This is a genomic window from Methanobacterium sp. BRmetb2 (assembly GCA_003491285.1).
GTDB lineage: Archaea > Methanobacteriota > Methanobacteria > Methanobacteriales > Methanobacteriaceae > UBA117.
On record CP022705.1, the window covers coordinates 85,198 to 110,246 of the forward strand.

Annotated in this window: 28 protein-coding genes and 1 tRNA gene; 28 read left to right on the forward strand and 1 reads right to left on the reverse strand. The window is 34.5% G+C overall.

Features of this window, described 5'->3' with window-relative positions; genetic code table 11:
* Positions 1-60: 60 nt before the first annotated feature.
* From CIT01_00390 to CIT01_00520, 27 genes are all read left to right on the forward strand, one after another.
* The gene (locus CIT01_00390; GenBank protein ID AXV36761.1) at positions 61-741 is read left to right on the forward strand and encodes a hypothetical protein; all 681 of its coding nucleotides are present in this window, start codon (positions 61-63) and stop codon (positions 739-741) included.
* Between the two features lie 141 nt (positions 742-882).
* Positions 883-1,098, forward strand: a complete 216-nt coding sequence (locus CIT01_00395) for a DUF788 domain-containing protein (GenBank protein ID AXV36762.1) — start codon at positions 883-885, stop codon at positions 1,096-1,098.
* A 63-nt stretch (positions 1,099-1,161) separates the two neighbouring features.
* Positions 1,162-2,022: an NADH-ubiquinone oxidoreductase gene (locus CIT01_00400; GenBank protein AXV36763.1), complete on the forward strand. Its 861-nt coding sequence runs from the start codon at positions 1,162-1,164 to the stop codon at positions 2,020-2,022.
* 54 nt (positions 2,023-2,076) lie between these two features.
* Positions 2,077-2,334, forward strand: coding sequence for a hydrogenase (locus CIT01_00405; protein ID AXV36764.1), 258 nt, complete (start codon positions 2,077-2,079; stop codon positions 2,332-2,334).
* A 102-nt stretch (positions 2,335-2,436) separates the two neighbouring features.
* On the forward strand, positions 2,437-2,760 hold the full coding sequence (locus tag CIT01_00410; protein ID AXV36765.1) for a NiFe hydrogenase: 324 nt from the start codon (positions 2,437-2,439) through the stop codon (positions 2,758-2,760).
* Complete coding sequence (locus CIT01_00415) at positions 2,757-3,155, forward strand: NiFe hydrogenase (GenBank protein ID AXV36766.1); 399 nt, start codon at positions 2,757-2,759, stop codon at positions 3,153-3,155. Before CIT01_00410 ends, CIT01_00415 begins: the two co-directional genes overlap by 4 nt.
* A gap of 4 nt (positions 3,156-3,159) precedes the next feature.
* On the forward strand, positions 3,160-3,609 hold the full coding sequence (locus CIT01_00420) for a hypothetical protein (GenBank protein ID AXV36767.1): 450 nt from the start codon (positions 3,160-3,162) through the stop codon (positions 3,607-3,609).
* The gene (locus CIT01_00425) at positions 3,606-4,733 is read left to right on the forward strand and encodes a hypothetical protein (GenBank protein AXV36768.1); all 1,128 of its coding nucleotides are present in this window, start codon (positions 3,606-3,608) and stop codon (positions 4,731-4,733) included. The genes CIT01_00420 and CIT01_00425 overlap by 4 nt, the downstream gene beginning before the upstream one ends.
* Positions 4,734-4,804: 71 nt before the next feature.
* A complete protein-coding gene (locus CIT01_00430; GenBank protein AXV36769.1) occupies positions 4,805-5,836 on the forward strand; it encodes a ferredoxin in 1,032 nt (343 codons plus the stop codon).
* Between the two features lie 4 nt (positions 5,837-5,840).
* On the forward strand, positions 5,841-7,190 hold the full coding sequence (locus CIT01_00435) for a ferredoxin (GenBank protein ID AXV36770.1): 1,350 nt from the start codon (positions 5,841-5,843) through the stop codon (positions 7,188-7,190).
* A 202-nt stretch (positions 7,191-7,392) separates the two neighbouring features.
* Positions 7,393-8,421: a hypothetical protein gene (locus CIT01_00440; protein AXV36771.1), complete on the forward strand. Its 1,029-nt coding sequence runs from the start codon at positions 7,393-7,395 to the stop codon at positions 8,419-8,421.
* The gene (locus tag CIT01_00445; GenBank protein AXV36772.1) at positions 8,414-9,298 is read left to right on the forward strand and encodes a formylmethanofuran--tetrahydromethanopterin formyltransferase; all 885 of its coding nucleotides are present in this window, start codon (positions 8,414-8,416) and stop codon (positions 9,296-9,298) included. Before CIT01_00440 ends, CIT01_00445 begins: the two co-directional genes overlap by 8 nt.
* A 61-nt stretch (positions 9,299-9,359) precedes the next feature.
* On the forward strand, positions 9,360-10,289 hold the full coding sequence (locus tag CIT01_00450) for a ribokinase (protein ID AXV36773.1): 930 nt from the start codon (positions 9,360-9,362) through the stop codon (positions 10,287-10,289).
* Positions 10,290-10,391: 102 nt separating this feature from the next.
* On the forward strand, positions 10,392-11,156 hold the full coding sequence (locus CIT01_00455) for a ferredoxin (GenBank protein ID AXV36774.1): 765 nt from the start codon (positions 10,392-10,394) through the stop codon (positions 11,154-11,156).
* Complete coding sequence (locus CIT01_00460) at positions 11,146-11,781, forward strand: CBS domain-containing protein (protein ID AXV36775.1); 636 nt, start codon at positions 11,146-11,148, stop codon at positions 11,779-11,781. Before CIT01_00455 ends, CIT01_00460 begins: the two co-directional genes overlap by 11 nt.
* 49 nt (positions 11,782-11,830) lie before the next feature.
* Positions 11,831-11,901, forward strand: a tRNA-Cys gene (locus CIT01_00465).
* Positions 11,902-11,963: 62 nt separating this feature from the next.
* Positions 11,964-13,343 carry a cysteine--tRNA ligase gene (locus tag CIT01_00470; protein AXV36776.1) on the forward strand — a complete coding sequence of 460 codons (1,380 nt, stop codon included), beginning with the start codon at positions 11,964-11,966 and terminating at the stop codon, positions 13,341-13,343.
* Between the two features lie 116 nt (positions 13,344-13,459).
* Complete coding sequence (locus tag CIT01_00475; protein AXV36777.1) at positions 13,460-13,858, forward strand: flavin-nucleotide-binding protein; 399 nt, start codon at positions 13,460-13,462, stop codon at positions 13,856-13,858.
* Between the two features lie 252 nt (positions 13,859-14,110).
* On the forward strand, positions 14,111-15,613 hold the full coding sequence (asnB, locus tag CIT01_00480; GenBank protein ID AXV36778.1) for an asparagine synthase (glutamine-hydrolyzing): 1,503 nt from the start codon (positions 14,111-14,113) through the stop codon (positions 15,611-15,613).
* Between the two features lie 205 nt (positions 15,614-15,818).
* Positions 15,819-16,034: an Asp-tRNA(Asn) amidotransferase GatCAB subunit C gene (locus CIT01_00485; protein ID AXV38679.1), complete on the forward strand. Its 216-nt coding sequence runs from the start codon at positions 15,819-15,821 to the stop codon at positions 16,032-16,034.
* The gene (locus tag CIT01_00490; protein AXV36779.1) at positions 16,031-16,519 is read left to right on the forward strand and encodes an amino acid-binding protein; all 489 of its coding nucleotides are present in this window, start codon (positions 16,031-16,033) and stop codon (positions 16,517-16,519) included. Before CIT01_00485 ends, CIT01_00490 begins: the two co-directional genes overlap by 4 nt.
* A 40-nt stretch (positions 16,520-16,559) precedes the next feature.
* Positions 16,560-17,573: a homoserine dehydrogenase gene (locus CIT01_00495; protein ID AXV36780.1), complete on the forward strand. Its 1,014-nt coding sequence runs from the start codon at positions 16,560-16,562 to the stop codon at positions 17,571-17,573.
* Between the two features lie 112 nt (positions 17,574-17,685).
* Positions 17,686-18,906, forward strand: a complete 1,221-nt coding sequence (locus tag CIT01_00500; protein ID AXV36781.1) for a cofactor-independent phosphoglycerate mutase — start codon at positions 17,686-17,688, stop codon at positions 18,904-18,906.
* A 189-nt stretch (positions 18,907-19,095) separates the two neighbouring features.
* Positions 19,096-20,700 (forward strand): CTP synthetase, encoded by a 1,605-nt coding sequence (locus CIT01_00505; protein AXV36782.1) that lies wholly within the window; start codon positions 19,096-19,098, stop codon positions 20,698-20,700.
* Between the two features lie 147 nt (positions 20,701-20,847).
* On the forward strand, positions 20,848-22,014 hold the full coding sequence (locus CIT01_00510) for a hypothetical protein (GenBank protein AXV36783.1): 1,167 nt from the start codon (positions 20,848-20,850) through the stop codon (positions 22,012-22,014).
* Between the two features lie 96 nt (positions 22,015-22,110).
* The gene (locus CIT01_00515; GenBank protein ID AXV36784.1) at positions 22,111-22,536 is read left to right on the forward strand and encodes a hypothetical protein; all 426 of its coding nucleotides are present in this window, start codon (positions 22,111-22,113) and stop codon (positions 22,534-22,536) included.
* Between the two features lie 128 nt (positions 22,537-22,664).
* Positions 22,665-23,564, forward strand: coding sequence for a hypothetical protein (locus tag CIT01_00520; protein ID AXV36785.1), 900 nt, complete (start codon positions 22,665-22,667; stop codon positions 23,562-23,564).
* 79 nt (positions 23,565-23,643) lie between these two features.
* Here CIT01_00520 and CIT01_00525 read toward each other — a convergent pair whose 3' ends face one another.
* Entirely contained in the window at positions 23,644-24,027 is a 384-nt protein-coding gene (locus CIT01_00525) for a hypothetical protein (protein ID AXV36786.1), read from the reverse strand.
* A gap of 124 nt (positions 24,028-24,151) precedes the next feature.
* Here CIT01_00525 and CIT01_00530 point away from each other — a divergent pair, with 124 nt between their 5' ends.
* Positions 24,152-25,048 carry a hypothetical protein gene (locus CIT01_00530; protein ID AXV36787.1) on the forward strand — a complete coding sequence of 299 codons (897 nt, stop codon included), beginning with the start codon at positions 24,152-24,154 and terminating at the stop codon, positions 25,046-25,048.
* The last annotated feature ends 1 nt before the right edge of the window (position 25,049 follow it).

Below are 25,049 nucleotides of genomic sequence, written 5' to 3' on the forward strand. Positions count from 1 at the left end.
AAAATATAATGATTAACATTAACTAAAATTTATGTAAAAATTGTTACAGGTGCAAAAAAAATGGATATTGCTACAATAAGTGGACAATTATTTGGTACCATACCTCTGGGAGATATTGTGCCTTATATTACTCCTTTCAACCTTTTTATGTTCGCTGGTGCACTGGTCTTCACCGTGCTTATTGCTATAAGCAGGACTGAGACACAAATTGAAGCAGGTTTTGGTTCGCTTAAAGACCGTGAAGTTAAAGTTGATATTAAAGAATTCAAAATAAGGAGATTTTTGGCCATAGTATGTGGACTGGCCACTGCTGGAGCTATGATAACCGGTGATCTGTTTAACTTCACCCTATTTGTGGCTTTAATTGGAATCGTAAATATAGGTATTGTATCTGCAGTAAAACAGATTGATGTTCTGGATGCTGCATTTCAATATGGACTGATAGCTATGATGGCTTCCCTGCCATTATTTGGAGGAGCAGCAATAGTTTTAGCATCAACAGGTACTTTAAGCTTATTCCAGTTATCACAAATGGCAGTTACTCCTGCAATGGTAACTTTTGCCTCCATACTTCTATTATTGGGTGTGGCTGGTGAAACTGGTGTGGCACCATTCTATGCTACCAAGGCCGAGATGTTTAGAACCCCTGGATCTCCATTCATATTAATAATTCATTTAAGTTCACTTTTAGTAATTGTCAGGACCATTGAAATATTGCTTATAATAAATAAGCCATTTTAACTAATAAAATTAACAATAATTACAAGAAATGTTAAAGATAAGAAAAATAGTATTTATAAATTGAATTAATGAAAAATTAAAGTTATAAAGTAATTATTAATGATTAGAAGTTTATAGAAATAATTAATGAAAGGTGAATACATGAAAACACTGTATATTGCAAGTTATTTGATGTTTATTATATCTCTGGTAAGCATAGCATATGCTTTAATATTTAACCCTCCCAGCTGGATAGTTTATGGAATATCCATAGTTTTCATACCAGTGGCCATTTTATCTTTTGGATTGATAAGTATGGCTAAGATCAAAGAAGAAGAGGAAGATGAAAGAAGAGATGAACCCTTCATTGGTTATTAATACTAAAAAAATAAATTCATTGCTAATTAACTATTCAATATAATCCATAAAATTGGTGATCAAATGAACCTAATGGCAAATATCCTGTTAAACGTTATCATTGCATTTCTGGTGGGAAGTATACTATTTGGATACCAGAGAAAAATAATGGCAAGAATTCAGACCAGACCAGGCCCACCCATAATTCAGCATTTACTTCACACACTCAAATTTTATATTAAAGAGTCTACATTCCCAAAAACAGCTGCAATGCCTTTCTATGTTGCTATTGCCAGTATGTTATGTGCTATATGGGTCAGCGCTGTTATTGTAGGCCCGGTTCTTGAAGGATCACTGCTCTTAATATTTGCCATATATGCTCTGCACAAAATTGTGGAACACAATGCTGGTTCATCATCAGGATCTCCTTATGGTAAGTTAAGCTGTGTTAGAGCAGTTTTCTCTGCAGCTGCCGAGGTACCGTTATTTGCAGTTCTAATTATAATTTACCTTAAAACTGGAACAATGGTTATAGGTGACATTGTTAACTACCAAACCCTTAACGGCCCCTTAATATATGCTATTCCACTGGCTGCGGCCATGTTCTTTGTGCTGATTCTATCAAAGGCACCTTACTCCCCTTTTGCTATCACCAAAGGAAAAGACATTATATCTGGATACGAAACAGAGCACTTTGGAGTATTAAGAGGGTACCTTATGATATCAGAATCTATTGCATGGTACATGCTCCTCTGGGTATTTTTAACAGTATTTATTGGTGGTTTAGGTCCAATAGGTTATTTAATAGGTATGGTTGCGATAAGTACAGTTGTGGCCTTTATTAATGCTACCACCCCAATTTTAAACCCTAATCATTCCATAATGATGCAGGTTACCTTTGCCTTTATTGGAATAGTTGGTTCAATAATTTTAATGTTAATATAATAAAATGAGTAGAATGAAAATATCAAAAAGGAATATTAAACTGGAGAATTAGAAATGGAAGAAGAAAAAGACACAATATTTATGATGGCCCTGGTAGCTGCAGGTGTAATACTTGTAAGTGGACTTGCAGGATTGCTGCAGTGGTTTATAGTAATTCCAGTGACCATAGCCGGTTTTTTATTAACCCTCTTAATTGGAACCCTATATCGAGAAGGTTCAATTAAACTCTCAGAAAACCTGGAAAAATGGGCCATGATAATTATACTGGCGATGATCATATTTTCATTCATAATACTTTACAAACCAGCATAAATATATTTTAATATTTAAATAAACGGTGAATAAGCCCTGTTAATTGTTATAAAGGTGATTGAATGTTATTAAAAATAAAAAATATATTTAATCGGTGATTTAATGGATCAAACGATTTATTTAGTTTACATACTATCATTTGTATTAGGTTCCATAGTGGGCCTGCTATTCAGCTATAAAAAGTACAAGTTACCATTTGTAAGTGAGAAATTTGATGTAATTGCCGTAATTTTATCGATAATTGGTTGGTTTTTATTTTTAAACAGCCCACTTGTAACATTAATTCCGTCATACATCTCCATAACTATAGGTTTATTCTTAGTGGCTCTGGTACTGGGTATGAGACCAGGATATGGAAGATATGAAACCCTTACTGGATTTATCATATCTGTATTAATATGGATAATGAGGACGGTGCTCCTATGAAATCTGATAAAATTGATAAAGATGAATTATTACTCAGAGTAATGAAAGAGAGGATTATAAGAAGTTATAAATGGCATGATGATGTAGTTATTCCCTTTGCTAAGGAATTCGAAATCGAACCAGAGCAATTAGAGGAAATACTCATGAAAAGGATGGATATGTCCAGCTTAGAGGCACTACATGCTAGATTTGAACAATCTCAATCCATCTGCCTTAAAGAAAAAATTCATGCCGATTTAAGATTATGCTGGCTTTCCGATATTATGGGAGTAATATCAACTGAGGAATCAGACCAGATAAAAAATGATATTGCCAAAGAAATTTTAAATGGTAAATCTTACCAAAAAGCCATAGAAGATGGTAGAAAAGAATTATTAGAATACTTGATGAGGTAAAGAAATGTTAGATTCACTTAAAGATGTTGTAAGGAAAAGTTCAATTCATGTTTGCCTTATAAACACTGGAGGATGTAACGGCTGCGATATAGAAGTGGTCGCCCTCCTATCGCCTCGTTATGATCTGGAACAGTATGGAATTTACGTTCATAACAACCCCCGTGAAGCAGATGTAATCTTAATTACCGGGGCGGTAACCGAACAATGGAAAGACAAATTGATAAGAATTTATAATAAAGCTCCTCAACCTAAAATAGTTGTGGCACTGGGAAACTGTCCTTTGACTGGAGATGTATTTAACCAGGAAGGTTCCAGTGTTTATGCCCCTGTATCCGACTTTATACCAGTGGATGCAGAGGTTTCAGGGTGCCCGCCTAGACCTTCAGAGATCTTGGCTGCTATTTTAGCTGTAGGACCCGACGCAATAGCAGCAAAAGGGAGGCAGAAAGAATGATACTGCCAATCGGACCAATACACCCTGGTTTAAAAGAACCATTACGATTAAAACTTAAAACACAAGGAGAAAAAGTTTTAAGTGCAGAAATTGATTACGGCTACGTTCATCGAGGTATTGAACGTATAATGAAGGGAAAAACCTGGCAAAAAGCCATATACTTATCAGAAAGAGTTTGTGGAATATGTTCATATATACACACCCAAACATTTGCTGAAACATTTGAATTGATTGCAGGAGAACAGGCTCCCCTAAGAGCACAATATCTTAGAGTACTTACCAATGAACTGGACAGGATTCAAAGCCACTTCATTGCTAATTCAACCTATTTCAAAGCATTAGAACATGAAACTCTTTTCATGTACATGCTGGCCCTGAGAGAACCTATAATGGATGCCATAGAATTGCTTACTGGTAACCGGGTAAACATGGGTTGGAATGTAGTTGGTGGAGTAAGAATGGATGCTAAGGAAGTTCACCTAAACCAGATCAAAGAAATCATTACTGAGTTAGAATCTGGATATGATAAATACGTGGAAATGTTTGAACAGGGGCCACTAGTGGGACTTAGATCCCATGACGTAGGTAAAATGTCCCGTGAAGATTGCATTAAGGCCAGGGCAGTAGGTCCTATCGGAAGAGCTTCCGGAATCAGTCATGATTGGAGAATTGATCATCCCACTTATCACGACCACCTTGATTTCCACACCGTATGGAGAAAGGAAGGAGATAACTTTGCCCGAACTATGAATCGTTTTGATGAAGTTTCAGAATCTATAAAACTAATTAAAGAAGTTATTGATAATATTCCCCCTGGTGAAATTAGAAAAAAAATCGATATTCCTGCGGGTTATGGTGAATGGAGAAATGAAGCTCCTCGAGGAGAAGTGACCTATATGATTGAAACCAATGGAAATCTTATTAGAAACGTCTCTATAAGAACACCCAGCATAATGAATATTGATGCCTGTGCTAAGTATATGCTTAAAGATGTGGCTACTGTTGCAGATGCTGTTGCTACCTATGCCAGTGTTGATCCATGTATTGCATGTGCAGAAAGAGTGGTTATCCTGGATAAATCAGGCAAAAAAAGAAGTTTTGACGGAATTCACAATATTAAATAAAATAAACCATGATAATCTAAACGGAATTAAATTAAACTTAATAATAAAATGAAATTGTAAGATGGTGTATTATGTCTTCAGTAATATGGTATTTATATGAATTTGCAAGAAAATCCTGGGCTGAAAAATTTGCAGGAGCAGCGACCGACCCTGAAATAGTGGAAACACCTGATAGATTCAGGGACTTTCCTCAAGTCTTTCCAGAGTATTGTATATCATGCGGTGCATGTACAGCAGCATGTCCTGCGCCTGCAGCAATCAAACTGGTTAGATCTGAGGATACTGCCGAAGAAGAAGGATCAGCATATCCCGTAATTAACACAAGAGGATGTATTAGATGTGGTTTCTGTGCAGAAGTCTGTCCCACTGAACCTAAAGCCCTGACCTGCGGAGAGAATCATCTTATAAGAGAAGAATTTACAATTTTACCAGTGGCTAAAAGCTATATTATAGATGATTACCTGTGTATCCGGTGCAAAAAATGCCAAAAAACATGTCCAGTTGATTGTATTAGTGAAGTAGATAATAAAATGGAAATTGATCAGGCCAAGTGCATTTCCTGTGGAGAATGTGAAAAAGTATGTCCTGTTAAAGGAGCTTTAAAAGACATTTCCATCACCAATATTGAGGAACAAAAAGAGATCATCAATTTAACGGTTAATACCTTAGAAGAACGTATTGAATCTGAAAGAGAAACAATAACCAAGTTGGCACCTGAAAAATTGTTCAAGATCGAAGTGCCGCTAGACGAAATACTGGAAAAATCACGACAGATTATACCAGACGATGATCTGATCATGGAGACAATCGAAAAGATAACAGATAGATTGAAGATGAGAATCATAACCTGGGATGATGATAAATGTAAACATTGCCGGTTATGTGTTGATGAATGTCCCACTGGAGCCATTAAATATAATCGAGAAAAGGACGTTGTGGAGCGGGACACTAAAAAATGTATAAGATGCAGTACCTGTTACCAGACCTGTCCATTTGGTGTAGCTGGTTATTATGTGGCAAAATTCTTATTAGACACATCCGAAACCGGCGCAGAAGAAATTTTAATCACTTTAAAACCTGCACAACTACCCATCAGGGGTTGATAAAATTACTGTTAAAAGCAAAAAGTTACATAAACCTTTAAGGGACGTGGAAGTGGTCTATGAAATAGATCGCAGCAAATGTGAAATATGTAAAGACAGACCATGTCTTAAATCATGTCCAGTAGATGCTGTACACGAAATACCACCCAACAAAGACATTGAAATTGATGATAAATGTTTTGGATGTGTTTTATGTCGTGAAGCCTGCCCTTATGATGCTATAAAAATGGAAACAACTTTAGCAGAACCAATAAGAGAAAATGTTCCTAACATTAATCCTAAACTGTGCCGGCGATGTGGAGCATGTGTAAACGCCTGCCGGACTGGTGCTATCCAACTAATATCCTCTGGTCATGAAGAAGCCCACAGTGTCATTGACGAGGACAAATGTGTCCGTTGTGGATACTGTGCCAGGGTATGTCCCACTGAAGCCATTAAATATGGTGAAATATTGCCTCGATCAGTTGTTGGTGGAAAGGCTGTAGTAGTGGATCAAAAAGATTGTATTGGATGTATGACCTGCACCAGAGTTTGTCCATCTCGCGGAGCAATAAATATAGGAAAGGTAAGCAAATTACCCTACATTGATCCTTCTTACTGTGCCCGGTGCGAGGAATGTATGGATGTGTGTCCGTCTGCTGCCATAAAATACTCGTCACGGAAAAGAGCATACGAAAATTTCAGTAAACTAAAAACCATGGAAATTGTCTCTGAAATCCTGGAAAAGGATGCCAACAAACTTGCCAATGACGCAAAAAAAATTAATAATATTCTAAATAAAATTGCCAGAGATATCAGTTTCAACCGTACGGAAGAAGAATTTGAAATTGATGTAACCAATAGAATAAAGGATGAATTAAAAACTTTTGTTGATCGGGAACTTGAAATTGATGATATTGGAGAAATTATTGAAAGAACTTCCCCTAAAAGAGAAATAGCAGTTCTGGAAGATGAATGTATTGGCTGTAGTAAATGTATAGGAGAATGTCCAGTAGAATGTATTGAACTGGAAATGCCATCTCCAGTACACATTGGTAACGAATGTGTATACTGCGGAAAATGCGTGGAAACCTGCCCAGTTGATGCCATATCTCTCAAGGAAGAATACTTCAAAACCAGTAATGGGAACATATTATTTATAAGAAAAAAACTCCATGAACCAAGAATGGGTAGCGTGGCATATGACGCTGAAACCTGCCAATCATGCGGTATATGTGTAAATAAATGTCCAGTAAATGCTCTAACATTAGAAAACGATAAAATAATAGTCGATTCTAATAAATGTATTGTATGTGGAGAATGTGAATCAATATGTCCAGTTAATGCTATAAAAATAAAATTAAATGAAGATTAATGAGGATTTAATTGATAATATATTTCCTAAAACATTAAAAACAAGTTTCAGGGAATCTCAAGAATTATTTTAATTTTTACTGAAATTTAAATCCTCACAGTTAAAATTAAAATGTTCATCTAAACTTAATTTATAATAAAATTCAGCCATTAACATTTAACATAAAAAAAGTTAGATATTAATTATTTTATGGAGTGGAAAAATAGTGGATAAAAGAGTTTTTATCACCGATTGTGAAGGTCCCATATCCGTAAATGATAATGCATTTGAACTTGCTGGAAAATTTATTGAAGACGGTGAAAAATTTTTCTCCATAATAAGTAGATATGATGATATACTAGCAGATGAAATAAAAAAACCAGGTTATAATGCAGGGGATACCTTAAAACTGATTGTACCCTTCTTGAAAGCTTATGGTTTGTCAAATAAGAAGATCATAGAATTTTCTAAAAATAATGTGCTTTTAATTCCCCATGCTAAGCAAACACTGAAATTCGTTTCAAAAATCATGCCTTCTTTTATTGTAAGCACCAGTTACAAACAGTATATTGAGGCACTTTGTGATCTAACTGAGTTTCCCTTTGAAAACACCTATTCCACCCACCTGGATCTGGACAGCTTTCCATTAAATTCAGAAGAAGAAAAAGCACTTAAAAATTTTAGGCAACGGATTATGAACAATCCTGGAACTGAAAATCTGGATGAAATATTCTGGAGGAAAATTCCTAAAATGGAAATAGGTGAAATAATCCCTAGCGTAAAAACAGTTGGTGGAGAAGGGAAAAAGAAGGCCGTTGAGGATATATTACTAAAAAATCAGTTAAATCCCTCCCAAGTTATGTATGTAGGCGATAGCATTACTGATGTGCAACCTCTGCAATTTGCCAGAGAGAACCATGGAATTGCAGTTTCATTTAATGGTAATGAATTTGCATTAAGAGAAGCTGAAATTGCCGTGATATCCAACAATACTGTTATAACCTCGGTTATGGCCGATATATTTAACAGATTTGGAAGAAATTATTTAATTGAATTTATTAAAGCTTACAGTGAAAATCCTGAAAGAGCCCTTGAAAATTTTAGATTAAACCTGGAATTACTGGAAAAAATGGAAAAAGTAGATAAACCTTTAACTTCAATTATAACTGACGAAAACCGGGATGAATTAACTAAAAAAAGTATAAAATTTAGAAAGAAAGTTAGAGGCGAAGCAATAGGAGGACTTGGATAATATGGAAGTTGAAGATACTTTTTGTGAGGCTTTCGACGGAATATTTACCCGAGTTATAGTAACTGCTGATGATTCTGACATATTGGAAAGAGCTGCCTATGATGCCACGTCTACCCCTGGAACCGTGATTGGAAGGGTCGAAGGCGGTGTTGAATCGTGGCTATCAAAAAATGAAACTCCTGATGGCCGTTTAGGTGCTATTTTGCAGTTCTGGTATGGGACTCCTGATGTGGAAAAGTTCGAAGTGGAACTTTCATACCGTATAAGGCAGGACATACTGGTTAAACCATTTACCTCTGTATTTGATGCATCCATAAAACCAGAAGGATATATTGATACCATGAAAAATGTGGGGCACTGTGGTGATGGATATGAATGGGAAGAAAAGCTATACCAAAGGGATATGATTATTGTTCCAATAGCCATTCCCGATTTTAAGATTGAACGAAAAATCGGTTATTCAGGGGGTATTATGGGCGCCAATTTATGGTACATGTGCAGTAGCAAGGAAGCAGTTATGGATGGGGGTAAAAAGGCATTAAACGCAATAAAAGATGTGAGTGGCGTAATCACTCCCTTTGATATATGTTCTGCTGCCTCTAAACCCGAGACTAATTATCCATGGATTGGTCCTACCACCAATCACCCTTACTGTCCATCCCTAAAAAACGTGCTAAAAGATTCCAAAGTTCCTGATAACGTGAATTATATCCCTGAAATTGTTATTAATGGTACAAATTTAGATACTGTAAAAAAAGCTATGAAAAATGGAATGAAGGCTCTAAAAAATGTTGATGGTGTTTTAATGGTTTCAGCAGGGAACTATCAGGGCCAGTTAGGAGATTATCAAATTCATTTGAAAGATTTAATGGATTAAGAAATTAAAAATTCCTTTACAAAGATTATAACAAATATTTATTAAAAATAGGGCAATTTAAATGAAAAAATTTGATGTTGTAGGTTTTGGAGCGTTGAATGTGGACAAACTTTTCAATGTGAACCATATAGCCTGTGAAGACGAGGAAAGTTATATTACTGATTCAACTGAATCCTGTGGCGGTTCTGCAGCAAATACCATTATTGGATTATCCAGATTAGGACTTAAAACTGGATTTATAGGAAAAATCAACACTGACTTGGAAGGTGAACTGCTCTATAATAATCTACAAAAAGAAGGTGTTGATACTCATGGTATAATAATCAGCCCAGAAGGTAGGAGTGGTAAAGTTCTGGGATTTGTAGACCAAAAGGGAGAAAGGGCTTTATATGTGGATTCTGGAGTTAATGATCAGATCATTTTTAGTGAACTGGACCTGAAATATGTGGAAGATTCCAGACTAATACACCTCACATCATTTGTTGGAAAATCTATTGAGGCTCAAAAAGAATTAGTAAATGAAATTAGTACTAAAACTATGGTGAGCTTTGATCCAGGACGAATATACGTGGAGAAAGGTGTTGAAGGTATTGGCAATATTTTAGAGAGAACAAATATACTTCTCATAAATCAGGGCGAGTTAAAACATTTAATTGGTAAAAAATACAAATCATATCAACAGAGTGCCAAGTTTTTAATGGATTATGGAATAGATCTGGTTATTGTTAAACTTGGTGAGACAGGATGTTACATCTGCCATAATGAAGAAGAATATTTAATTGAATCTTTTAAGGTTAAGTCTATTGATACCACCGGTGCAGGTGACGCATTTAATGCAGGATTCATATACAGTTATTTAACTGGAAAAAATATAGAAAAAGCAGGTATTACAGGAAATTATGTGGCATCACTTTGCATTAAAAGGTACGGTTCCACCAAAGGACTGCCTGGACAAAAAGAATTAAAGGAAATTAAAAAAGAATTAAATTAATTGAAAGAATTTAATATTATAATATGATAATTGAAGGAATTTGATATGATAATATGGTTATCAAACAAATAATTAATGAAGATTAAGGGATAAGGTGTAAGGATGGATATAACATTTAAAAAGGATTTAGATTCACTTAAAAAAGAGGTTGCTTTAAAATCTATTGATTTGAAGGAAAATATTAAAGATTTTGAACCAGAAATAGAAGAGTGCAGCGTTGAAAGGAAAGTCATGACCATATCTCCCGAGTGTGTAAGCTGCAACTTATGTGCCCAGGAGTGTCCAGTAGATGCTATATCTGATGCTAAATCAACTAGACCTGCAAAAATTTTGGAAAATTGTGTTAACTGCGAAATTTGCGCCCAGACCTGCCCAGTAAAGTGTATTAATGTTATAAAAAGCACGGCCCATGTTAACGATGATGTAACTTATGAACTTAAAGAAGTTGAAGTACCACACCGCCTACTTAAAATGAAAGAAATTGAAGTTAACCCTGATAAATGTAACTCCTGCGGTACCTGTGTAAAATTCTGTCCTACCGGAGCCATAACCCAGGCTGAGGGTGAAACTGCGTCGATTGATAAAGAGTTATGTATCGGTTGTGGTGCCTGTGCCAATGTATGTGATGAATCTGCCATAGATCTTGAAAGGGAATTAGGGCCAGTTATCCCCACTAAAAAATTGGAAATTGACCAGGATGCTTGTGTGGAATGTCAAATGTGCGAGGAAAGCTGCCCGGTTGATGCTATCAAACTTGAAGATGGTGAAATTATTTTATCAGAAGATAAATGTATTTTATGCGAAATTTGTTCTACAAAATGTCCGGTTAGTGCATTAAAACTTGAGAGGTTGCCCCATGAAAGTTAAGGAAATAATGGATAAGGAATTTGTAACTGTAAGTATGGATCAGGATTTAACAGAGGCATCAATAAAGATGGAGGAACATAAAAAGTTTACAACTCCTGTTGTTGATGAAAAAAGGAGATTAATTGGATGGATAACATCACTTGATGTTACCCGTGGATTTAGAGAAGGTTTAAAGTCAGTGCAAGACATTATGCATACTACAGAGGATATTGTACACGTTCAGGAAAACGATCCAGCCCGTCTGGCTGTTCTAGAAACATCAAAACATAAAGTGGTCAGTATTCCTGTTTTAAATGAGGAAGGAGTAGTTGTAGGAGTAGTTAGAAGCTTTGACATTGTTGAAACTCTCTCAAAATTATATGAGATAAAAGTATACAAGATCTTCGAAGCAATGAATGAGGAACTTAAAGGGGTTAGCTGGGACGAACTGATGGAAGCATCAGCAATCATGACCCGCAGAAGAACTGGTAAAAGAATTAAACCAGAGGAGTATGAAGAAAGGATCCGTAATTCCACATTTGGTGAAGCAATCTGGGCAACTGGAGGTCTTGAAAAATTCTTTGTTGGTTTAATTGCTATTGGAGAACTGGTAATTGCTAGGAAAGTAGCCCGGGCTCGTAAATAGTGATTATTTTAAATTTTTAATATTTTAATCAATAATAAAAAATATTAGTGCCGAGGTGACCGAGAGGCGAGGTGCGTGGCTGCAGACCATGATACTTGGGTTCAAATCCCAATCTCGGCCTTTAATTCTTATTCTATCAACTATTAATTTTGATTAAATTAACACGACTCCGGTGTATGCCCTTGATAAAAATATACAATACAATGAGTAAGAAAAAGGAAAAATTTATTCCCCTGAAACATAATCGGGTTAATATATTCGTATGCGGGCCAACAGTATATGATGATTCACATATTGGACACGCCCGTACTTATATAGCATTTGATGTCGTGGCCCGCTATCTTAAATACAGAGGATATAGTGTATTTTATCTTCAAAACATTACGGATATTGATGATAAAATTATTAAAAGAAGCCAGGAATTGGGAGTAAATCCATTGGACCTTGCCCGGAAATATGAAAAATTATATCTCCAAGATATGAAGATGTTGGGTGTTGAAAATGTGAATTTATATGCCCGGGCAACTGAACACCTACCAGAAATAATCAGACAGATAACCACCCTGCTTAAAAAGGGTTTTGCATATGAAACATCTACTGGTGTTTATTTTGATGAAACTAAATTTGAAGATTTTGGGAAACTTTCCAAGCGAAATATTGAAGATTTAAATTATCACCGCATCAGTCCAGACTCCACCAAGAGAAATCCAGGAGATTTTGCACTGTGGAAAAAAAGAAAAGATTTGCCTCTGTGGAATTCACCATGGGGCACTGGAAGACCAGGATGGCATATTGAAGATACAGCTATCACAGAGGAATACTTCGGAAATAGGTATGACATACATGGCGGAGGATTAGATCTTATATTTCCCCATCACGAAGCAGAAATAGCCCAGATGGAAGCATCATCCGGAGAAAAACCAATGGTAAACTACTGGATGCACACCGGATTTTTAAATGTGGAAGGAGAAAAGATGTCCAAGTCCCTGGGCAATTTTATCACAATAAAAGAATTATTAAAAGACTACGAACCAGAAATATTCCGATTATTTGTAATATCTACCCACTATAGAAGTCCCATCGACTTTTCTCATAGATCACTGGAACAGGCCAGTAAAAATATTAAAAAGATAAGAAAGTTCATCAAAAATATTGAGGAATTGCAGGATAATCTCCTTCCTGAGACCAATGAAAAAGACAGTTATTATATTGAAAAATTAGAATCAACTAGGAATGAATTTATAAATGCCATGAACAATGATTTTAACACACCACTGGCATTATCAATTATCTTAAATTTGATAAGAGATGTTAATAGGGATATGAATACTCAAAAACTCTCAAAAAATGTGTTGATTAAAATTAAAGATTTGATTACGGAGTTAGGAGAGATATTAGGCTTTAAATTTCAAATGATTAAAAAAGGAGATGAGAAAACCAGTGAGTTACTGGAACTTATAACTAATATTCGGGAAAGATTACGCTCCAAAAAAGAATGGGAACTTTCTGATGAAATTAGATCCAAACTGGCTGAAATAGACATAATAATCGAGGATAAATAAATTCTACCTATTTAAACCAGGAAAATTTACTCTGAAGAAATGTTAATACAAAAATAAATTTCCACAACGCAAATTATATATATTCTGGAATTGTTATTATTAAAGTGGTGTTTTGTATGGTAATGAATGAAGCGATGATGGACGCTATTGAAAAGGATAAACTGATATTTTTGGCCACATCAAATGATGAAAATGTGCCTAATGTGGTCCCAATTGGATTTGCAAGACCAATGGATAATGAAACTGTATTGATTGTTGATAATTACATGAATAAAACCCATAAAAACTTAGAAAAAAATCCAAAAGCATCTTTTGTACTGGGAGATATTAGGAAATGCCCTTACCAATTTAAGGGTAGCGTACAAATATTTGAATCCGGAAAATACTTTGAAGAAGCTGTAGACTGGGCACAAAGTGTTATGACCAAATTAAATCCTAAAGCAGCTATTGTATTTAAAGTAGAAGAAATATACAGTGTAGAACCCGGTCCAGAAGCAGGAACAAAGGTGGATTAATTAAGTTCTAATCAGAAGATCCTCAAAATCTTGAATATTAATTATTAATTAATTATTTTATTTTGTATGTTAATTTTACTTAAAAGAAGTTTTTAACTTTAAAAAAAGCGTTTTTCTAATTTTACTATCATTCAGTTTCAAAACTGATGAATCTGATGGAATATTTTAATTAACACTAATTCCAATATAAATTTAAACCAGAATGAGACATAAGAAGAAAATAATCTTGATTGATTAAAGGAATAATTAAAAATGTGCGCAATTGTTGGATTAAGGGGAGAGGAAATAAGCAAACAATTTTATCAAATGCTCCTATCCTTAAAGCATCGTGGACCTGATGGTTCAGGAGTTTTTATGGATAACTCCGTATTTTATGGTAACCTCGAGGATTTAAAAGTTCCACGCGGATCATTTGGAATGGGCCACAACCTACTTTCCATAGTAGGAGGAGAAGGTTTACAACCCATTAAACGGGACAATTTTGTTTTAGTGTGTAACGGTGAAATATACAATTATCGAGAACTTAAAAAAGAGTTAAAAACCGATTTTATTACTGATTCTGACTGTGAAGTCATATTAAATCTTATAAGAAAGTTTAATTCCGGTTCATTAGTTGAAGCTGTCAAAAAATCAATTAAACTGTTAGATGGTGACTATGCATTTGCAGTTTATGATGGTAAAGATCTGGTACTATCCCGAGATCCAGTGGGAGTAAAACCATTATACTATGGTGAAAACTCAGTTAGTAACATTTTTGGATTTGCATCAGAGCGAAAAGCTTTATGGAATATTGGAATAAAAGATGTAAAAACATTAGCACCTGAAAAATTATTATGCAACCAAGAATTAATTGATTTAGATTTTGGATTGGAAAACTGGATTTCAAAAAATAAAAAAACCCCTATTAAAGAATCATCCTCACCTAATTCCTATATAAATACAGTTAAATACATTTTAAAGGAAAATTTAATAGAATCCGTGAAAAAAAGAATAAGGGGCGTGGACGAGGTAGGTATCATCTTTTCCGGCGGAGTAGATAGTACACTACTTGCTAAAATTGCAGTTGATATTGGAATTAAGCCTTGTCTGTACAGTGTAGGTCATGAAGATTCAATTGATCTGAAATTTTCAAAAAAAGCAGCCAAATTACTAGATTTGCCCTTAGACTATCAGTTTATTGATGAGGAAGTAGTTGAGAAAAATTTACCTTATGTGTTAGATGCAATTGAAGAGTTCAACGTCATGAAAATAGGCGTGGGAATGACTGCTTATCTTGCTTCAAAAATGGCTCATGCTAATGGTTTGAAGGTTATGCTTTCTGGTCAGGGGGCTGATGAACTATTTGGAGGGTACCATCGTTACTTAAGTTATTATCATGAAAAAGGTGAAAAAGCCCAAAATGATCTCCTGGGAGATGTTTTAAATTTGTATCATGTCAACCTGCAGCGGGATGATGCAGCCTGCATGGCCAATAGTGTGGAGTTGAGGGTTCCCTACCTGGATAAGGATATTATTAATATAGCCATGGATATACCTATGAAATATAAGATAAAAGATGAAAATGATAAGCTTAGAAAATGTATTTTACGACAAGTTGCTGCAGAGGTAGGGGTTCCCCCATTAATAGTAAATAGACCAAAAAAGGCAGCTCAGTACGGCTCTGGAATACATAAAATTCTTGTAAAAAAGGTTTTAAAGAAAAAAGATTATTCCAATTATCTTAAAGAAAAATACAAAAATCTGACAATTAAATGATAAAAGTTGTACAACTCTGGTAATTAACTTAGAGAATTATATATTTTTAATTTATGTAGAAAAAAATAGATTTATTAACCAATCATTAAAAACTATAAACTAGATATTCTACCCTGATTATATACAGTACTGGTAAATTTCATATTTAATCCGATTATTGAATGTAATATTTACAAACTTATTAAATATTGGTGGAGGGATAAGTCTGAAAATTGAAAAAGAAGCAGAAAAAATACTTGAAAAATTTTCAAAAGCTCTGGAAAATATCCCGGAACTAGAAGAAACTCATTATATGGTAGATAATGTTAACCTCACACGAGAAGACCGTGCAGAAGATAAAAATCCTGAAAAGATCTTACGAAATGCTCAGATTGACGAAGATGGTAACCTAATAGCAGAAAAAGGAAAGTGGGTAAAATGAGAATAAACCTCGTTTTAGAACTTTTAGATGTTCCAGGACAGTTATTAGATGTAATGGAACCTATCGGTGCTGCTGGAGCAAATATTGTAACTATTATCCATCAAAGAGACATTAAAACTGAGAAAGGAATGGTAACTGTTCAGGTGACTATTGAAGGAGATAAAGAGACTCTTGATGCAGTTTTAAACTCCTTAAAGGAGAGGGGTATAAATATTGTTGAAATTGACGGAGTTCTCCAGAAAGAAAAAATACGCACAATCCTCATTGGAAAAATTGTTGAAAATGATATTAAAGATACAGTGGAACGTTTAAATAATTTAAACGGCGTATTGGTCGCCGATCTGGATTTAAAAATGGCCGAACACCCTAAAGAATCTGCAGTTAAAATAATTCTTGAGGCAGATTTCGGCATGAAAAGAGATGTTTTGAATAAAATTAAGGAAATAGGGGAATTAAAAAACTTTTTAGTTATAAATGAAATTTAATCAATGATCATTCCTATTTTTTCTGTTTTGGAGGAATTAAATGAATATATGTATAATGGGATTTGGTGCAGTAGGTAAAGGAGTTGCCAGAGTAATATCCATGAAAAAGGATGAATTAAAAGAGCAATACGATTTAGATCTTAAAATCACAGGAGTAAGTGATTCATCAGGTGCTGCAATATCCCCCGAAGGACTGGACCCTGACCTAGTTTTGGAAGTTAAGGAAAAGGAAGGAAAAGTAGCTAATTATCCAGAATATGGGGTAAATAATTTAACTGGATTAGATTTTTTAGAAAAAGTTGACTATGATTGTCTGGTTGAGGTGACTCCCACCAATATAGATGATGGTGAACCAGCCAGATCCCACATGTTGAAGGCATTTAATGACGGAAAAAATGTGATTACATCCAATAAGGGACCCCTTGCACTGAATTTTCAAGAGTTAATTGAAGCTGCAAGTTCCAATAATGTATCATTCAAATATGAAGCATCCGTGGGCGGTGCCATGCCTATCATTAACTTTGCCCATACAACCCTAGCTGGGTGTAATTTCGACTCAATATATGGAATTTTAAATGGAACCACCAATTATATTTTGTCTAGAATGGCTAAAGAAGGTTCAGCCTATGAACAAACCTTAAAAGAAGCTCAGGAGATGGGTATAGCTGAGACTGATCCCACCCAGGATGTGGAAGGTTTAGATGCTGCCTGTAAAATTGTTATTATTGCCAACTCCATAATGAACATGGACGTGAGTTTAAAAGATGTAGATTTAAGCGGAATATCTAAAATTAATTCAGAATCTATATTGTTAGCCAAAAAAGAGGGTTATTTGATCAAATTGGTAGCTGAAGCATCAGATAATGCTCTGGAAGTTTCTCCAAGACTGGTTAAAAGTGGATCACCATTCTCTGTGGACGGAACCATGAACGTGGCTACTTTAAATACTGACCTGGCCGAAGATGTTACTGTCGTAGGAAGAGGGGCCGGATCAATTGAAACTGCATCAGCAATTTTAAGCGATCTTATCAGTGTCTGGAAATCCCAGAGATAAACTAATCCATTATAACTAGAATAGTGGATTAAAAACTCTCAAATTAAATTTAAAAACCTTTTTTAAAATATTAGAACTATTAAAATTTATAATGTTTAATTGGAGAATAAAAATGAAATATGTAGTTGTTATTGGGGATGGTATGGCTGATTATCCGCTGGAAGAACTAAATAATAAAACTCCTCTCCAATCAGCTAATATTCCTAACATGGACCATGTTGCAGCTAAAGGAGTTAACGGATTTTTAAGAACCATCCCTCCCCACATGGAACCTGGCTCTGATGTAGCAAATTTAGCAATAATGGGTTACAATCCTGAAAAGTGTTACACTGGTCGTGGTCCCCTTGAAGCCGCCAGCATAGGTATTGAGCTAGAAAATAACGATGTTGCATTTCGTTGCAACCTAATAACTGAAGAAAATGGATTGCTTGCTGATTTCAATGCAGACCACATCACTACCCCTGAGGCAGACCAGATAATTGAAACCCTAAACCGTATATTTAAGGATAATGGAACCTTTTATACTGGAATAAGTTATAGAAATCTTTTTTTATATAAAAATAAAGAATCAAGCAAACTAAAATCAATACCCCCACATGATGTGGTTGGTGAAGGTATAAAAAATAATCTCATTCAACCATTTGATAATGAAATAGCCCAAGAATTAAATAATATAATGTTAGAATCTAGATCAGTTCTGGAAAAACATCCTGTTAATCAATTAAGAGTTAAAAATGGGAAAAAACCAGCAAATATGATATGGTTATGGGGTCAAGGATCAAAACCATTGATGGACCCCTTTAAATCTAAATACGGCCTACAAGGAGCTACAATCACTGGTGTGGATTTAATTAAAGGTATTGGAATGTATCTGGGTCTTGAAAATGTAAAAGTTCCGGGTGCCACGGGTTATTTTGATACTGATTACAAGGCTAAAGCTGAATATGCACTGGACTCTTTAAAGCGTAACGATATCATTTTTATACATGTAGAAGCCCCTGATGAAGCTGGGCACGCTGGAGACATTGGAGAAAAAATAAAAGCCATAGAAAATATTGATTCAAAAATAGTTGGAAAACTTTTAGATGAGCTTCCCCAGTTTGGTGAACATGCTATATCAATATTACCAGATCATGCCACTCCTATAAAAATTAAAACTCATACTTCCGATCCAGTTCCATATGCAATGCTCTCAACTCAGAATAATGCAGATGAAGTCAAATTTTACGATGAATTTTCAGCCAAGGGAGGTTACTTGGATATTAAACCGGGTCATGAATTTATTAGTACATTTATTAATTATTCAAATTCCGAAAAGAAACAATTCCTATAAATGGTCATCTGATAATTAGTATAATATAATATTATAAGATAAAAATCTAAAGAATTACTATAAATTAGAAAAATCAAAAGAGAATCTAATTTATAAATTAGTAATAGTGGATTAATCATAGTTCATTATACCACAAGTTCTACATTTAATATTAAGTGATAATAAAAATAGTTTAAGGAGAGTGTTCGGCTGTCAAAGTATATTATTGTAACTGGAGGGGTTGTAAGTTCAATTGGTAAAGGAATAACCGCAGCATCCATTGGTAGAATACTAAGATCATATGGTATTGCTGTAACTGCCATAAAAATTGATCCTTACCTTAACTGGGACTCTGGAACCTTAAATCCTTACCAGCACGGAGAAGTATTTGTAACTGATGATGGAATGGAAACAGATCTTGACTTGGGTCATTATGAAAGATTTTTAGATGTTGACCTTTCTGGTGAATGTAATATCACCACAGGAAAGGTTTATTCTTCTGTTATTGAAAAAGAAAGGGAAGGAAAATATTTAGGATCATGTGTTCAGATTATCCCCCACATAACCAATGAAATAAAATCCATGATAAGAGAAAATGCTGATAATAGTCATGCAGAAGTGGTTTTGGTTGAAGTAGGTGGAACTGTAGGGGACATTGAAAGCCAGCCCTTCCTGGAGGCTTTAAGGCAGCTTCGTAACGAAGAGGGTCATGACAATGTAATGTTTGTCCACGTAACCTATGTCCCATACTTGAAAGCTGCAGGAGAATTTAAAACTAAACCAACCCAGCACAGTACAAAAGAACTTAGAAGTACTGGTATTAATCCAGATATGATTATCTGCAGGTCTGAACTGCCAATAGACACTCCCCTCAAAAATAAGATTGCTCATTTTTGTGACGTTGAAAAGAAAGCAGTGATCAATGCACCTGACGCTAAATCAATATATGAGGTTCCATTAGTACTGGACCGGGAAAATGTAGGAGAATATATTCTAAATAGATTGAAAATACCACCTAAAGCCCAGGACTTGCAGGATTGGCGCCTTATTGTTGATTCTCTTATGGAAGAAGAACCTGTGGTACGCGTAGGTATTGTGGGTAAATATGTGGAACTGGAAGATGCCTACATAAGTATCCGTGAATCCCTAAAACACGCCGCAGCACACATTGGAGTTAAAGTAGATATTGAATGGTTAAGTGCTGAAGACTCTATCAATACCCATAAAATAGAGGATTTAAATTCTCTATTAATACCTGGTGGATTTGGTGAGAGAGGAATCTCCGGGAAACTTGATGCCGTTAAATATTCTATTGAAAATAAGGTCCCATTATTTGGAATATGTCTGGGGATGCAATGCATGGTAATAGAGTTTGCACGTCTTCATGGCTGGGAAGATGCTAACAGTACTGAGTTTGATAAAAATACTCCTGATCCAGTAATTGATATGATGGAAGAACAAAAGAAGATTAAAAATATGGGGGGAACCATGCGTTTAGGTTCATACCCCTGTGAATTAAATGAAAATACCAAGGCATATCAGGCTTATAATAAAAAAAGCATCAACGAACGCCACCGCCATAGATTCGAATTTAACAATGATTACCTGGATCTTCTAAAAGATAAAGGTCTAGTAATATCTGGAATTTATGATAATTTTTTAGTGGAAATGATAGAATTAGAAGATCATCCATGGTTTATAGGTTGTCAATTCCATCCAGAATTCAAATCCCGTCCTAACAATGCACATCCCCTATTTGTATCATTTTTGAAAGCTGCTTATGAAAATAAAAAGGTATGTGAAAATTTAAATTAATACAAAAAACAGTGCAAACATAATAATATTACAAAGTACTACTGGTATACTAAATTATATTTATATCCATATAGTTCTCTAAAATTGAGTTATAACTACAATTATTTCCATTATAAGTGATGATTTCTATTTCAAATAGTGATAATAATGATAATGAATATTCCCTTTATTGCAGCAATTATAGCTATTTTAAGCAGTTTTTATGGAAGTTATTCTGATATCAAGGAAGGGGTTATTAGAAACAAATTCACATTCCCATTGATCATGTTAGGAATTGTTTTAAATGGAATATATGCCTACATTATTGGTTTACCCTGGTTTTTTGTACTTACCCTCATATACACCGCCATCATATTTGGTTTATGTTATTTATTCTGGAGAGTTGGAGCCTGGGCCGGGGGCGATGTAAAATTGTTCACGGGATTGGCAGCCCTTCTGCCATTTGCCCCAGCCATAGTTAATTACAATATTTTAGGTATCAACTTCCCTTTAGTTGCTAATTATCCATTTCCATTTACCTTGATGATAAACAGCATACTATCTATTTTACCTTTCTTATTGATTTATATCTTATTTGTATCAATTAAAACCAAACCCCACCTTTTAAGAGAATTACTCGAACCAGTGATAGATTTTAAAAAAACCCTGGTTCTAACCATGGTCATCTCCTCGGCAGTTACAATAACATCAATTATAACACCTTATTTACCCCTTCAAATAATAATTCTCACACTGATTCTTTTATATCTTATTTCATTTATTATATCTAAACTACCAGACCGCTTAAAGGCTGTTATTGTTAGTGTAGTTACTGTATTTGCCCTTTACAAAAATTTTGAACTGGCAATAATTGGAATAATATTTCTACTCATTTCACTAACTGTGGTTAGAATAATAAGGAAACTTTTAACCACGGTCAGTAAAGAGGCCCTTCAAGATGATTATACTGTAAATGAATTGGAAGAAGGAATGATTAGTGCCCATAATATCTACGAAACTGATGATGGAATTATTGTAGATAAAAAAGGGATTTTTGAGAAGATTAAAGATGTTGTTACCAAGGGTGAATTATCTAATTTATTAACACCACCAGGTAAGATTATTGTAACTAATATGGCTGCCGGTTTAACTGAGGATAACCTCGAAGAATTGAAAGAGTTGGTAAAGGAAGGCAAGATAAAGAATAAATTCACAATCAAAAAGGGAGTGCCTTTTGCACCGTCAATATTAATTGGAGTTATCATATCAATTTTTATAGGTGATTTAGTCCTTATAATTCAAAAACTGATTTACTCAATATTTATATACATTTAAAGATAAAGATTATTTAGATTGATGTGGTATAGACATCAGATTTAATTTGATAGTACCGTTCTTCATATTAATTAAAAAAATTAGATTGTGAGAAAAATGGATAGCCGAGGACAAGTATCTGTTGAGTATTTGTTATTACTTTTGGTAATTTTGATTGTTCTAGGATCTATTACCATACCCTTGATTGGTAATTCAATAGAAGCCAGTACTGATGTTTCCACTGTTTCTGATGCAAAAACAGCAGTGGAAAGTATTGCCAGTGCTGCTGATGTGGTTTATTCCAATGGTCCTGGATCAAAAAGAACTGTAAATGTGTATATACCCCAAGATACTAGTTTAGTAGCTCGTGGAAACAATGTTGGTATGAATATAACCTATTCAGATGGTACCAAATTTGTTAATTCAACCACTTATTATACATTTAATAATACAACGGCAACAGTGAATAATCAATGGTACAAAGTTACGATTCAGTGGCCTGTTGGCACAAATAACATAGGTATCACTCTGGTTCCAGTCTAAACTTAGAGATATGTTTGTAACGCATTTATGTTAAATGGAAAAACTGTGAATTTTTATATTTATAATAACTATATTAAATTAAGTAATAATAGTCCATTATAATTATTTAATAATGCTGAGGGTTACTGATGAGTATCTTTGCAAAATTTGGCGAAATAATCATAAAGCTTTTCAATCTAATTGGAACTGTAATTATAGAAATAACACGGATCCCGCAACATATACGTGGAATTGATACTGATAAGGTAAAAAATGATATTTCACGTATCAAAGAAGAATCTAAGATTGAAGAAAGATTATCAAACATTGACGTTTCTAAGGTAAAAGAGAAGGTATCCTCCACTTCAAAATCAAAACAATCAACAACAAGAACAGAAGCTGATTCCAAAGGGGTTTCAGAAAAGATTAGTTTTCCTGCTTTTGATAAGTTCAGTTCCAAAGAGAAAGAGAATACCATCCTTAAACTTCAATTAATTTCTGGTTTGTTTTTAGTAATTTCCATACTCTACATCTTCAGATTTTTATCTTTAATTCTATACGGATTTCTGGCAGTTGTTTTAGTGGTGCTTTTATGGTACCTTTTATATAAAAAGGTTATATTAATGTATGCTGAAGATTTCAATGCTTATCGTGACTTTTTTTTCATGTACATTGCAGTTGGTATCATTTTAGTACTGGTCGGAAACAGCGCCTCTTTAACCATGGCCTTCCCCTTCCAGTTGATGCCCTCATTTACTGTGTTGATATTTGCAGTAATTATGGTGGCAGTAGTATATCTAATATTCAGAATAAGATACCATCGTGACTTTACATATGGTCAGGTTATTGAACTTGGAAAAAACACTGCCTATGTTAGAGTGGATTATGACATACGATCCAATGTTAAACCTGACATCTATGTGGTTGAAACAAATAATATCGATGTAAATGAAAATGAATGGGTTAAAGTTCAAATTGAAAGCGGAATATTAAGCATGAACGGTAACAAACCAGTTAGAATAATTGAAAAGGTAGCTTCATCCAATTAGCATTTAATTAAAAAAATATTTTATATAACCTTCCATTAATTTAAAAAATAGTACTATAAATCCTTTAAAATTTAGCCAATTATGGTAGTATTGTAACATTAAATCTAAATCTGCCGGTAACTATTGTGTTGTTCTCACGGGTATAACCTAACTGCTGAATTGAGGATAGGCTGCGATTTCTAACAAAATTTTTGTTTACTTCGGATAAGGTGCTGGATAATCTAATCTGAATAGTTTTGTTTTGATTTCCAGTCAAAGTCATATCCATTACTCTTACCGGTTGCAAACTTCTATCTGAAAATGATAGTTCAGCTAAAGCATCACTTGTCCCTTCTTTTGCAGCAGTCATAACTGAATTTATTTCATTCTGTTCTCCAACATATGAAGCAAAAATTAAGATTATAACCAATATAAAACCAACAAGAAGTATATATTCTGCTGAGATTTGAGCTTTAATATCCATTTCAATCCAACAATATTTAATTATTAATAGTATACTGTCTAATATTTATACGGAAAGTTATATAAATGTTGTTAAATATATATCTATCCAATAATATTAGTGATGTTATGAGAGGGGACAGATTTTGCGAAGAATTGGCGATGATTCAGAAGGGTATGTGTTTTCTTTAGATTTACTCATAGCTCTTATACCTATTACCATATTGCTGGGTATGGCCGCTGCTAATATGGATGATTTTTTTTATCTCACACAGGAAGGTGTTTTTCAAAGTTCACTGGAGCGTGTGGGAGCCGATACCGTAACCACATTACTTGAAACATCCGGAACACCTTATAATTGGGAACAAACAGGAAACCCTTCTGTCATAGGATTGGCCAAATTTAATGATAGAACACAGGCCCCTGATGAGAATGATATATCGCCTGCGAAACTGGGTGCAATGAACACATCAGTTATGCAGGAGTTGGTAGGTCCTGAATATGGATACTACATAAATATTACCAACGCCCAAAACAACACCCCTTATTATACATTAGGCACCTTCAACAATTCAGCAGCCAATATTGTAAGGATCGAAAGACTGGTAAGGCTGGCAAAATTTGACATTGTATCTGACGGAATCGGAATTAGAGGCACACAACAACCAAGAGATTTCACAAGTCCTCCCGACCCCTTCAAAACAAATATAGCATATAATAATGCCTTTGATTATTATGTATTAGTTTATAATAATAGAATCAGCTCGGCTAGGGTTGAAATTAACGGGATAACCGTTGTTGCGCAAAATCAGTTTGGTGTGAATGTAGAATTTATCAGACAGCAAATTCCAAATAATATTTTACAAAACCAAACTGCACTATTGGATAATAGTGTTGTTTTAAGGCATGTGGCAAGTCAACCAGGATCATCAATGAATGTTTATATTGTTCAGGTCCCTAAAGGCACACCAGAAGAAGAAATTAATATAGAGGATGCTAAACCTATTGTTGGTAGATTCTTATTCTTTATATGGGTAAGGTGAT